This window comes from Photobacterium sp. GB-50 (assembly GCF_003026755.1).
GTDB lineage: Bacteria > Pseudomonadota > Gammaproteobacteria > Enterobacterales > Vibrionaceae > Photobacterium.
Window position 1 is genome coordinate 42,116 of sequence record NZ_PYNX01000009.1, and the last position, 13,800, is coordinate 55,915.

A 13,800-nucleotide genomic window follows, 5' to 3' on the forward strand; every position below is an offset into this window, starting at 1 on the left:
GATTGTGGTCCAGATTGTTCATCAATTAAAACCTGCAGTTTAATTGGTGAGCCAAAACAAAACCGCAACAACTCTCCAAATAAAAAGCCCTCTGATGAGGGCTTTTTTTGATCTAGATAATTGGCATAGTCATCGTCAAGCAACATTAACCGTCGGAATTCGCTGCTCTTGATCCAATCGCACTTCAAGCGCGACTTCATCACAGGCATGTTGACGCGGACAACGATCGCAATCTTTCATTACCTTTTCTGGCAGTAATGATTTTGATGTCGGGGTAAAGCCACGTTTCATAAAGAACTCAGGAACACGTGTTAGTACAAAGACTTTCTTAATTGCCATTTGTTCGGCTTTTTCAAGCAAGTGCTCAACAATTGCTTTACCTTGCCCTTGTTGCTGCCAACCCGCTTCAACACCTAGCGAACGAATTTCCGCAAGCCCTGAATCATAGACATATAACGACGCACAACCTGTGACGACACCATGATGCTCCGCAACCGCAAATGAGCCAATATCTCGGACTAATTCGTTTCGGTTACGTGGTAGGTTCTCACCCAGCCCCGCCCAGTACACCACCATACCTTCAATCGCATCAAGATCCGTTAAACGAGCACCACGCACTTTCACACTTGGCGAATAACGTTTCTCTAACCTTTTTTCAGCCTGACCAATGGCGTAATCCACTTGATTGGGTGCCACACCACCCAGTGCACAACGCTTATCTAAACACGATTCAATAGTCAGAATTGGATATACATCGTCATCAATTACTTCAGAGAATTGCTTCATCTCCTCAAGTGATAACTCTTCTAGTGCGCAACCTTTAGCAATGGCAGCAACTACAGCAACACCAACAATATGGTGTGCTTCACGGAATGGAATGCCTTTCGCCACTAAGTAATCTGCAAGCTCTGTCGCATTCGAGTAACCTTGCATAGCCGCTTCTAAAGTACGGTCTTTGTTAACCTTGATGCCATCAAAACACAACGCCGCCATTTCCATACAGTCATGCCAACTATCGAGGGCATCAAACAAGCCTTCTTTGTCTTCTTGCATATCTTTGTTATACGCAAGCGGTAACGCCTTCACTGTCATCATCATGCCAGTCATCGCGCCATAAACACGACCACATTTACCACGAATAAGCTCTAATGCATCTGGGTTTTTCTTCTGTGGCATCAAAGATGATCCTGATGTCACCGTATCTGCCAGCTCAATAAAGTTAGATTCACCTGAGTTGTAGAAGATCAAATCTTCTGCCATACGTGATAGATGCAGCATAGAAATAGAAGCGGTAGAAAGCAGCTCCATCACATGATCGCGATCAGATACTGAATCCAAGCTATTACGTGTTGCACGGTGGAAGCCTAAGCTATGCGCCAGCACTTCACGATCAATCGGATAGGCTGTACCTGCCAATGCGCCAGAGCCTAACGGACAGGTGTCTAAACGTTCGAGCGCATCAGTTAAACGAGAATAATCACGCTCAAACATCTCAACATAGGCTAAGCACCAATGGGCAAATGTCACAGGCTGAGCACGTTGCAAGTGAGTGTAGCCCGGTAGAACCGTAGCTTGATGAGCACGGGCGACTGTCACTAACTGCTGCTGTAAGCGGTCTAGCATTAATAGCAATTGCTGACCTTGCTGACGACACCATAATTTTAAATCTGTCGCCACCTGATCATTACGTGAACGTCCGGTATGAAGCTTTTTACCAAGATCACCGACTTTGGCAATCAGCTGTTGCTCGACCCAACTATGAATATCTTCCGCATCTGAGCATAAAATTTGCTCCGGATCTTCCATCACAGCGAGCTTTAGTTCATTCAATGCTAACTCAAGCTTTTGCTGCTCTTGCTCAGTTAATACATCGACCTGACGTAGGGCTTTAGACCATGCGATTGAGCCAACAATATCTTGTTCTGCTAGACGATAGTCAAAACGCAGTGAATCATTGAATTGTTTAAACCGTGTGTCAGCTGCCTGACTAAAACGTCCGCCCCATAATGCCATGGTACCTCTCCTTTGCTCTACGTATCGACTTGCTTATCTTGTTATGGCGTGATCAAACGGGGCTTAAGTAGGGAGCCCCGTGATTGTTTTGGTTATTTCTTTTGGCTATTTAAAGCACGAATACGACTTGCTAGTGAGTAAAGACGAATGAAACCGCCAGCATGGCTGTGATCATAAACATCATCTTCACCAAAGGTCGCAAACTCTTCCGAATATAAGCTGTTAGTTGAGCGTTTCTGAATCACGGTTGCTTGACCTTTGTACAGTTTAACAACCACTTCACCACTCACATCTTTTGCTAGCTCATCAGCTGCTGCAATTAATGACTGGCATAATGGCGTAAACCAACGACCATCATAAATAAGGTGCGACGCTTTAAGACCTAGCGTTTGACGGAAATCGAACGATTCTTTATCCAGTACGAGCTGCTCAACCGCACGTAGCGCTTCCATCATAATTGTGCCCCCTGGTGTTTCATAACAACCACGAGACTTCATACCTACTAAGCGGTTTTCGACGATATCGATACGACCAACACCATGCTCGATACCTTTTTCATTGAGGTACGTTAGCACGTTGTATGGCGTCATTGCTTCACCATCAACCGCAACCACTTCACCTTGTTCAATCTTAAGTGTTACCGTTTCAGCTTGATCTGGTGCTTGCTCTGGATCTTTTGTCCAAACCCAACACAAATCGTTTGGTGCATTCCACGTATCTTCTAGCACCCCACCTTCTGTTGATACGTGCCAAGCATTCGCATCACGAGAGTAAATTTTTTCAAGCGATGCGGTACATGGAATATCACGCTCAGCAAGGTAATCTAACAGTGCTTCACGACTACGTAGATCCCATTCACGCCAAGGAGCAATCACTTTAAGCTGTGGTGCTAGTGCGGCAAATGCACCTTCAAAACGTACCTGATCGTTACCTTTACCAGTACAACCGTGACATAACGCATCAGCACCCACTTCTAATGCACATTCAACTTGTGCTTTAGCAATAATTGGACGCGCCATTGAAGTACCCAGTAGGTATTTACCTTCGTACACCGCACCAGTTTTTAGTGATGGATAGATATAATCTTTCACCATCTCTTCTTTAAGATCGGCGATATAACAAGATGAAGCTCCTGAAGCCAATGCTTTTTCTTCAATACCGACCAACTCTTCTTCGCCTTGACCCACATCGGCCACGAATGCGACAACTTCACAGTCATAGTTTTCTTTCAACCATGGAATGATAGCCGATGTATCTAAACCGCCAGAATAGGCTAATACAACTTTATTAATCTTGCTCATGTGCTGTTCTCCTTATCAGCCTTGCGGTTATTCCGTTTAGGCGATGTGCTAAATATTGTTAACTTAATTTCAATTACAACGTAAATTTGGTACCGATGCTCTCGCCAGTAAATAGTGCTGTTAATTTTTCAGGGGAACGCCAACTCGCCACTTCAATAGGACGGCCTAGCGCTTTTGCAGCATCAAATGCGGCGCGTACTTTGACAATCATGCCATCGGTGATCACCGCTTGTTCAATTAACGATTCAGCCTCAGCTTCTGTTAACGCTTCAATTAACTGCCCTTCACCATCTAATACACCACTCACATCAGAGAGTAATACCAATTCACCATCAACGGCGGCGGCAACGGCAACGGCGGCTTGGTCGGCATTAACATTCATCAGCTCGCCCTGCCCATCTAAACCAATTGAGCTAATGATCGGCATATAACCCGAAGCCATGATTTGTGTGATCAATGCGCCATTACCCGGCTTAGCGTTACCCACTGAACCTAATTCAGGATCTAATTGCGTCACTTGGCATAAACCCCCATCGGCCAGACTGAGCCCGACTGCTTTTACGCCAGACTTAATCGCCTGTCCTTGAAGTAATTTGTTCGCAGTTCCTGCTAATGCACCAGCAATAACAGCAATTTGATCACTAGGCGTTACGCGTAAACCTTGTTTTTTTACTGTCGGTAGTTGCAGTTTTGTCATTAAGTCATCAACCAAATAACCGCCACCGTGCACTAACATTAATGGACGCTGCGAATTAGCTTGATAATGATCAATCGCCGAAAATAACTTTTCTAAGGTTTCTGTACATGAAAGTACTGCACCACCTAATTTAATGACCAATGGAACCTGACTCATCATCGAACTCCTACACTAAAGCGGTTAATTGTGGGAAACCATTTCGAATATTTATGCACTGCATCGCTTGCGAAGAAGCCCCTTTTAAAAGGTTATCAATCGCTGATGTTAAAATGATATGTTGACCATCCACGTGCCACCCAATATCACAAAAACAAGTACCCACTACATTTTGCAAACGTGCCGCTTGTGTTCCTAAAAGACGTACCGCATGTTTATCTGCTGTAGATGCATATGCTAGGTTCAATGCTTCCGTTACCTGCTCTAGCGTAACGCCTTGTGCTAGCTTCGCTGTAATCGTTGCAAGAATGCCACGTTTAAAATTGCCAAGATGGGGGGTAAAAATAACGTCGCGACCTAGATGAGTACTGATTTCAGGTTGATGACGGTGGGAAAATAAACCGTAAGCTTGGAGACTTACTTCACAGAAGCTATTTGTCATGGTCGCTTTTCTACCAGCACCAGATACCCCACTGACCGCATTGATCACTGGCCACTGCTCGGTATCAAGTAAACCGGCTTCAATTAATGGTTTAAGCGCTAATTGTGATGCGGTTGGATAACAGCCCGGAACGGCAATTAATTGAGCTTTAGCAATGGCATCATGATTCCATTCAGCTAACCCATAAACCGCTTGTTCAAGCCAATTTGAGTACTGGTGTTCAAAACCATAATACTGGGTATAGAAATCATCACCTTTGACACGAAACGCACCGGATAAATCAAAAACCTGACACCCTTCGTTAAGGAAACTAGCAGCAAGGTCATGGCTGACTTGGTGGGCTGTGGCAAGTAAGACAACATCAGCATTTTTAGCAATATCACTTGGACTGATTAACGGTTGTAACGGTAAATCAACAATGCCTTTCAATTGACCATGCAAATCACTTAACGGTTTACCCGCATCAAGGCTATTTTCAGAAACAAATAAACCCGCAAGTTCTAAATGAGGATGCTTAACCACCATTTTCGCAAGTTCTGCACCGGTATAGCCACTTGCACCGATAATTAAAGTCTTTAACATTACAAATTCCATTTTTAGTCTAATGATTGTTGTTACCGTTTAGGCGCAAAACTGGCTTGAATCTTTATTTTTCGCAGCAGTAACGTGTAACAAGGAGTGCTGAAAACAGCAAATATGAGGGGCGCATATGCACCAAGCGAATATGACTTAGCGTCGTCGGAAGGTATGAGTAAAAAGCTTCGCTTGGTTCATGTTAAAACATCCTAAATTAACAATGGAGACCCGGCATTCCTTGCTCAGGTTACGGCTAAATAAAGCAATAAATTATTCGTTTGCGTTGCATTTATATGTTTACTGATTAATTAACGTACTGTCAACAGAAAAGCCTTAAAAACCTCACTTTCGCCATCCTTTTTAAAACTTTTTATTCATCTTTTTGTAACATTTTCATCATTCATCGATTTGACATCAGTTTGAGACAATATTATTACTAACTGTTATTTGTTAGCAAACGAGCAATAATGAAACAAAATTACAGACTTCAATCGCATTTATGACCAAAATCAAAGTAGAGTGGTTTTAACACTTATAAATGTAATGATAGTTGACCTCAAAGTGAGATCACGGCTAGATTGTCTGTTAGAAGTTTAAATTGGATGTAACTAAATTACGAGATGGATGCGATATGAATGAGAAATACAGCACGTTAAAAAGTAACGTAAGTATGCTAGGCCACCTGCTTGGTAATACCATTAAAACGGCACATGGTGACGAACTGTTAGATAAAGTCGAAACTATTCGTAAACTATCTAAATCAGCACATTCTGGTAGTGAAGAAGATCGTGCAAAGCTTATCGATGAGCTACAGAACTTACCCGATGATCAATTACTTCCAGTTGCTCGCGCCTTTAGCCAATTCCTAAATCTCACGAATATTGCAGAGCAATACCATACTATCTCTCGTCAATGTGAAACCACACTATGCAGCCCTAATGCACTCGATGAGCTATTTAATAAGCTGACCGATAATGACGTCAATCAGCTTGATTCTATTGAAGCGGTTCGTGAACTAAATATTGATTTGGTGCTAACAGCACACCCAACAGAAATCGCCCGACGTACCATGATTCACAAATTGGTACAGATTAATAAATGTTTATCTCAATTAGAACTTAGCGAGCTATCAACCTCTGAACGCGCGCGTATCGAACAGCGCCTGGAACAGCTTATTGCCCAAGCATGGCACTCCGATGTTATTCGTCAGCAACGCCCAACCCCGATTGATGAAGCCAAATGGGGCTATGCCGTTATTGAAAATTCACTATGGCAAGCTGTACCAGAATTTCTTCGCCTATTTGATGAAAAATTACAGCAACATCTTGGCGAAGCCCTACCTCTTGACGCATCACCTGTCACCTTCTCTTCTTGGATGGGTGGAGACCGAGATGGTAACCCATTTGTTACCTCGAAAGTGACACGTGAAGTGCTCGCTTTATCACGCTGGAAAGCGGCAGATCTTTACCTCAATGATATTCAAGAGTTAATCAACGAATTATCCATGACTCAGTGTAACGAGACGGTGCGTGAGCTTGCAGGCGAAGAGCATGAACCTTACCGCGCGATTCTAAAGCAACTACGTAATAAGCTGCTTCACACTCGTGACAATCTTGATACGAAGATTCATGGTCAAAAACCCGCCTCCGATATTATTATTGAAGATATTGCAGAGCTGTGGGATCCACTGTATGCGTGTTACCAATCATTGCATGAGTGTGGCATGGCTATCATTGCTGATGGTCTACTGCTTGACACATTACGTCGCGTTAAATGTTTTGGCGTACACTTAGTCCGTTTAGATATTCGTCAAGAAAGTACTCGTCATTCAGATGTAATTTCAGAGCTTACTCGTTACCTTGGACTGGGTGATTACGACCAATGGAGCGAGCAAGATAAAATTGCTTTCCTTGTTCGTGAACTATCATCAAAACGCCCACTCCTTCCTCGTGATTGGGAGCCATCGGCAGAAGTTAAAGAAGTCATTGAAACCTGTAAAACTATTGCTGATCAATCCCGTGAAGCATTAGGTTCATACGTCATTTCAATGGCGCGAACGGCCTCTGATGTACTTGCTGTTCACTTACTACTGCAAGAAGCGGGCTGTCCATTTAGAATGGATGTCTGTCCATTATTCGAAACCCTTGATGATTTGAATAATGGTGCAGATGTGATTGAACAACTACTGAATATTGACTGGTATCGTGGCTTTATTCAAAACCACCAAATGGTCATGATCGGCTACTCAGATTCAGCTAAAGATGCGGGTGTAATGTCGGCAGGTTGGGCGCAATATAGCGCAATGGAAAAACTGGTTGATGTTTGCGAACAAGCTGGTGTTGAAATCACCCTATTCCATGGCCGTGGCGGTAGTATTGGTCGTGGTGGTGCACCAGCTCACGCTGCACTGTTATCCCAACCACCACGCAGCTTAAAAGGTGGCTTACGTGTAACCGAACAGGGCGAAATGATCCGCTTTAAGTTAGGTTTACCAGAAGTCGCTATCAATAGTTTAAGCCTTTACGCGAGTGCAACACTGGAAGCTAATCTACTTCCGCCTCCAGCGCCTAAACAAGAATGGCGTGAACTGATGGATGTGTTGTCTGAAGTCTCTTGTGAAGCTTATCGTAATGTTGTACGTGTTGATCCTGAATTTGTTCCTTACTTCCGTGCTGCGACGCCTGAACTTGAATTAGGTAAACTGCCTCTTGGTTCTCGTCCAGCGAAACGTAACCCGCAAGGTGGTGTAGAGAGCTTACGTGCGATCCCATGGATTTTTGCATGGAGTCAAAACCGCCTATTGCTACCCGCATGGCTGGGTGCTGGTGAAGCTATTCAGTATTCAATCAACAACGGCCACACGAAATTGTTAGAAGAGATGTGCCGAGAATGGCCTTTCTTCTCGACACGTCTAGGTATGCTTGAAATGGTTTACACCAAAACCAATATAGGTATTGCTAAATACTATGACGAGCGTCTAACAGATGAATCTCTATGGCCATTAGGTCAAAAGCTTCGTGATCAATTAGGTAAAGATATTAAGGCCGTATTAACGGTTGAAAATAGCGATCACTTAATGGAACAAGACCCTTGGGGCGCAGAATCAATTCGATTACGCAACATTTATGTTGAGCCTCTTAATATGCTACAAGCAGAACTGTTATATCGAACTCGACAGCAGGAAGAGTTGCCTCCTGCACTTGAAGAAGCCTTAATGGTTACTATTGCTGGTATTGCAACAGGTATGCGAAATACTGGATAGCAAATTGCAATAATTAATAAGGGTCATTTGATGGCCCTTTTTTTTCCCGTTATTTATCGATATGTTAAGAAAAATCTTTTTTGTCTCAATATTGATACAGCATAAAGTTTCTTAACAGAGCTATGATAGTTATAACTTCGATATGAGCAATGATGTATAAGATTGTTTAAGCCTTTAATGGTGCGAGTGATTTTTCGCTATCGAAGTAAGGTCACAAGATAATAAATTTGCAAGCCCGTACATCAGATATTTCATCTTGATGTATCGATATTAAGCAAATTAATGATATTGTATGCGGTCTCAACCGAACTATAAGATATTAAGATTATAAATAAAAAACGCCATTACGAAGCGTATGTAATCTAGTTCAGTTGTTATTTTTATTTGACGTATTTAACGGATAGAAGAGATGTCACTACCACACGTAATTTTAACCGTGCTGAGCAACAGAGAAGCAACGGGTTATGATATAACTAAAGAGTTTTCTCATAGTATTGGCTATTTTTGGAAAGCGAGTCACCAACAGGTGTATCGTGAACTGAATAAGATGGCGACTAATGATCAAGTAACATGTCGACTTGAGCCTCAAGAGGGTAAACCTGATCGTAAAGTCTATGCCATTACAGATGCCGGTCGCCAAGCACTCTTTAATTGGTTTGAAGAACCTGCACGTAATCCCACAACTCGCGATGAGTTCTCAGCAAAGCTGTTAGTTTGTGGTGTTCACAATTCAGAGCCAATGCAAAAGCAACTTGCTGCATTGATCGATGAATCTCAAACACTGATCGGCCATTACAAAGAGCTAGAAAAAATTCATTTCAGCGATTATAAGTCAATGGACCGCCAACAACGCTTAGATCGTTTAACACTTCGTCGTGGTTTACATAACCGCCAAGCTTGGATTGACTGGGCTGAAGAAGTGCTTATTGAGCTAAAAGATATGGACAGTAACGGCAGCCCTGTTGCGCTGTAGTTCTTTATCTCTCTCATAAAATAAATAAACCGCAGTTTACTGCGGTTTATTTTTTACGACACAAACCAATCGCAACGCTGCTTTTAAATATAAAAAGCCCGCTAACAATAAGCGGGCTTTAAAATTTTATCAAACCGTTACAGTAAACAGGCCAGACGATTTATATCTGATAATAATGCACCAGCAGTTACATCACGCCCCGCTCCTGGTCCTCGAATCACTAACGGATTATCACGGTACCAATGGCTTTCAATGGCAAAGATATTATCGCACGGAAGCAAATTAGCTAGCGCGTGCTCTTGGGGTAAGGCTTCAACACCAACATAAGCGTTGCCATGGCGATCTAAACGAGCTACATAACGCAGCACTTTGTCTTCCTCACGCGCACTTTCTAATCGCTCGGCTAAAATCTCATCGAGCACTTGAGTTTGTTCAAAAAACTGCTCAACAGATAATGCTGCCAGTTCGCTTGGGACTAAGCTTTCAACTTTAACCTGTTCAGGCTCAATTTCTAGGCCTGATTCACGGGCTAATATCACGAGCTTACGCATCACATCACTGCCATCTAAATCATGGCGAGGATCTGGTTCAGTGAGTCCTTGTTGCCACGCTTGTTCTACTAACTCAGAAAATGGCACGCTGCCATCATACTGTTGGAACAACCAAGACAAGGTGCCTGAGAAAATACCAGAAACAGCGATGATCTGATCGCCACTCTCTCGTAAATCACGGACAGTATGATTCACCGGAAGCCCAGCACCAACCGTCGCGTTATACAACCAATGACGGCTACTTTTCGCAAACGCATCAATCACCGCATGATAATCTTTACTGCTCGCGGAACCCGCCACTTTATTGGCTGAAATTAAGTGCAAACCGTGTTCTGCTATTTCTGCATAACGCTTTGACAGCTCGGAACTTGCAGTGACATCAAGCACAATCACATCGTCATAATCAGCACTCGCAAGATGAGAGAAAAGCGCACCCTCTTGATACTCTATGGCTTCTTGTTCAAATTGTGTCAGTGCTAGCGAAGGATCGATACCTGTAAAGTTCATCCAACAACGACGACTATCGAGTACCCCTATTAAAGTAAAACTTAAACCATGACGTTTTTCTAACGCTGATTTCTCTCGGTCGAATAATTCAAGCCAACGGGTGCCAATATTGCCTTTACCACAAAGTACTAGCCCTACTCGTTTTTGAGCTTGAAAGAGCGCTTGGTGAATATCACTAACCAAGCTTTCAGTTTCGACATGGCGCAATACAGCAACCAAACTTAATCCCGAATCCGCTTCTGTCATAAACTCAACCGGTAAGCCTTTTAACTGCTGATAAAAGCCATGACAGTGGATAGGGTTATTGATCACCCCAGCGCCCACAGCAGCAACCATTGAGAAGCCTTCTCGCAACCGTAATTCGGCAGGTGTTCCGCTATCTTGCAGTAAATTTAATACGTCATTCACCACCTCTCGAGTATAAGCCAGCATAATACGGCCTTTACTCTGCTCTAGGCTTTGCGCTAAAGGCGCTAATTGATGGCGCGACAATAAACGCTCAACATCTTCGCGTACATGTTGAACATCCATACCTCGTGGTACATCAACTTCAATCAAACACACATCATCAAGCGAAGAGACAATTTTTGCCCCTCGACCCGATGCCAGAACACGCTCTACTCGCGTAGAGCCTGATTCAGGTTGATGACTACAACGCAATGTTAAATCTATCGCACTTTGTGCCACAGGTTGTAATGTACGGCTATGCAAAACAGGGGCAGCAAGACGAGCAAGCTCATTAGCTTCATCTAATCGTAATAACGGTAATAGGCAGGCATCGCTAACTTTACGTGGATCAGCACTATAGACTCCAGCCACATCACTCCAAATCGTGACTCGAGAAACATCTGCTAATGCACCAATGATTGTCGCAGAGTAATCTGAACCATTACGACCAAGTAAGACAGTTTCCCCTTGCTCATTTTGAGCCATAAAGCCTGTGATCACTAAGCGGTGATGGCTATGTTGTGCAAACTGCTGTTGTAATAATGGCTTCGACGATCGGCTATCGACTTCTGGCTGTGCGGCATGTTCGGCACGTAAAAATAACCGAGAATCCAAATCTGTGGCGGGTAAGTCACGCTGGCACAGTAATGCCGCTAATAATCGCGCAGACCATACTTCACCATACCCTTGAATGGTGCCTCGAAGTGCAGGGCTAATAGGGCTTTCACCATAACGAGCAATGGTTGATAAATCATCATGTAGTAATTCAATCAAACGTTCTGCTGTCGGCGAATAAAGCAAAGACTCAATTAATTGTTGCTGATAACTGCGGACAGATAACAAGGTTTCATGGGCTTGACGACCATCTTTTTCTAATTGCGCTAACCATAATATAAGTTGGTTTGTTGTCTTTCCCGCGGCTGACACAACAATTAAATCTTCATTGTTTGAATACTCCGCCAGAATATCCGCTACTCGGCGATAGCACTCAGGATCAGCTAAGCTACTACCGCCAAATTTATGTAATTGGCGTAATGCTTTTGTCATTAGTGAGCCTCCGCCGCGAGTTTAAAGGCTTGATCAAGATCTTCTATTAAATCACTAGGGTCTTCAAGACCAACCGAAAGACGTAATAATGAGGTGGTGATCCCCGCTTCTGCCTGTGCTTCATCAGACATTGCACGGTGAGTCATACTTGATGGATGCGCAATTAAGCTCTCAGTACCACCTAATGATTCTGCCAGTGAAAACAGCTTTAACTCTTTCACAAACACTTCTAGTTGGGCTTGATCACCCGCAAACTCAAAACTCATCATAGAGCCAAAACCTTTTTGCTGACGTTTGGCAATCTCATGACCAGGATGGGATGGAAGGCTTGGATGATAAATAGTACCCACCATCGCTTGTTGCTGAAGGTAACTTAATACCGCGGTACCATTCTCTTCATGCATTCTCATACGCGGTGATAATGTACGTAGACCTCGCAGAGTTAGGTAAGCATCAAATGGTGCGCCAGTTGCACCAATGCAATTCGCCCACCAAGCAATATTTTCTGCCATTTCGGCATCTTTTGAAATCAGTACCCCACCAACCACATCCGAGTGACCATTGAGGTACTTGGTTGTTGAGTGAACAACAAAGTCGGCACCTAATTCAATTGGTTGTTGTAATAGTGGCGATAAGAAAGTGTTATCTACAGCAACAAGACAACCCACGGCTTTTGCTTGCTGACACAGCGCCGCAATATCAATCACACGCACTAATGGGTTAGACGGCGTTTCAACCCAGATTAGTTTAGGTTTTTTCGCTAAAGCCGCTGTAAGTGCTTCTTGATCCGATTGGTCAACAAACTCAACCTTAAAGTCACCTTTATTGGCGCGAGTATTAAATAATCGGTGAGTACCGCCATAACAATCATGCGGCGCAACAATCAAATCATCAGGGCCTAATAATGCCGTAACTAATAAATTCATCGCAGCCGTACCACAACTGGTAACAACACCACCTGCACCGCCTTCCATCTCACTAAGCGCGTCAGCTAACGTATTTCTAGTTGGGTTACCTGAACGAGAATAATCATATTGCGGTACTTCGCCAAAAGCTGGAAAGCTATAGGTCGACGTTAAATAAATAGGAGGAACAACAGCATTATATTGAGAGTCAACATCAATACCGGTTCTTACTGCAATTGTCGCCAGTCGCTTATCACTCATACAAACATTCCTTGTCGGGGCAGGATTTAACCCAAGATAATAAATTTATAACAACTTTAACCACTACAAAACAAGACGTCAACACATCTGGACGTCTATATGTCTTTGCTTATGGCAGTAAATCCCGCTAAAATTCAGCCATAACAAAATAATGGTAACAACCTTACTGTAATTTTTCTGTTCAATACGGGACAAAACCGCGATGTTCACGTAATATCGCCGCCCTACAATCCCCGTTGCTAACAGAAAATGTTGATTCCTGTTACCACCATTATTAACCCAATATCGCTGAGAAGGTAAAACATGGCAAAGTGGAATGGCGAATATATTAGCCCTTACGCGGAACACGGTAAGAAAAACGAACAAGTAAAAAAAATTACTGTTTCGATTCCATTAAAGGTGCTTAAGATTCTGACTGATGAACGTACTCGTCGTCAGGTGAATAACCTTCGCCACGCAACAAATAGTGAATTACTTTGTGAAGCCTTTCTGCATGCCTACACAGGTCAACCGCTTCCCACTGATGATGACATTCGTAAAGATCGCCCAGACGATCTACCTGCAGAAGCAAAAGCATTAATGGACGCAATGGGCATTAGCTACGAAGACATTAATGAATAATTATTGCAGTACTATGTCTACAAAAAAACCAGCCTAACAGC

At 43.2% G+C, this 13,800-nt stretch carries 9 protein-coding genes; 3 read left to right on the forward strand and 6 right to left on the reverse strand.

Annotated features, from left to right (window positions below; all coding sequences use genetic code 11):
• Nucleotides 1-135: 135 nt before the first annotated feature.
• The 4 genes from argH to argC all read right to left on the reverse strand — a co-directional run bounded on the left by argH (nt 136) and on the right by argC (nt 5,191).
• A complete protein-coding gene (gene argH / locus C9J41_RS12865) occupies nt 136-2,013 on the reverse strand; it encodes an argininosuccinate lyase (RefSeq protein ID WP_107247102.1) in 1,878 nt (625 codons plus the stop codon).
• Nucleotides 2,014-2,105: 92 nt separating this feature from the next.
• A complete protein-coding gene (locus tag C9J41_RS12870) occupies nt 2,106-3,314 on the reverse strand; it encodes an argininosuccinate synthase (RefSeq protein ID WP_045083862.1) in 1,209 nt (402 codons plus the stop codon).
• A gap of 73 nt (nt 3,315-3,387) precedes the next feature.
• A complete protein-coding gene (gene argB, locus C9J41_RS12875; RefSeq protein WP_107294669.1) occupies nt 3,388-4,167 on the reverse strand; it encodes an acetylglutamate kinase in 780 nt (259 codons plus the stop codon).
• Nucleotides 4,168-4,177: 10 nt separating this feature from the next.
• Nucleotides 4,178-5,191, reverse strand: a complete 1,014-nt coding sequence (gene argC, locus C9J41_RS12880) for an N-acetyl-gamma-glutamyl-phosphate reductase (protein WP_107260635.1) — start codon at nt 5,189-5,191, stop codon at nt 4,178-4,180.
• Nucleotides 5,192-5,816: 625 nt separating this feature from the next.
• On the opposite strand from argC, the gene ppc reads away from it, so the two are divergent.
• Entirely contained in the window at nt 5,817-8,447 is a 2,631-nt protein-coding gene (ppc, locus tag C9J41_RS12885) for a phosphoenolpyruvate carboxylase (protein WP_107294670.1), read from the forward strand.
• 409 nt (nt 8,448-8,856) lie between these two features.
• Entirely contained in the window at nt 8,857-9,420 is a 564-nt protein-coding gene (locus C9J41_RS12890; RefSeq protein ID WP_107207485.1) for a PadR family transcriptional regulator, read from the forward strand.
• A gap of 137 nt (nt 9,421-9,557) precedes the next feature.
• Here the strand turns inward: C9J41_RS12890 and C9J41_RS12895 are convergent, their stop codons facing one another.
• Both C9J41_RS12895 and C9J41_RS12900 read right to left on the reverse strand, forming a co-directional pair.
• Nucleotides 9,558-11,972: a bifunctional aspartate kinase/homoserine dehydrogenase II gene (locus tag C9J41_RS12895; RefSeq protein WP_107207484.1), complete on the reverse strand. Its 2,415-nt coding sequence runs from the start codon at nt 11,970-11,972 to the stop codon at nt 9,558-9,560.
• Entirely contained in the window at nt 11,972-13,138 is a 1,167-nt protein-coding gene (locus tag C9J41_RS12900) for an O-succinylhomoserine (thiol)-lyase (RefSeq protein WP_107294671.1), read from the reverse strand. Before C9J41_RS12900 ends, C9J41_RS12895 begins: the two co-directional genes overlap by 1 nt.
• A 303-nt stretch (nt 13,139-13,441) precedes the next feature.
• Between C9J41_RS12900 and metJ the strand changes: the two genes are divergently transcribed.
• On the forward strand, nt 13,442-13,759 hold the full coding sequence (gene metJ / locus C9J41_RS12905; protein WP_005371859.1) for a met regulon transcriptional regulator MetJ: 318 nt from the start codon (nt 13,442-13,444) through the stop codon (nt 13,757-13,759).
• Nucleotides 13,760-13,800: the final 41 nt, after the last annotated feature.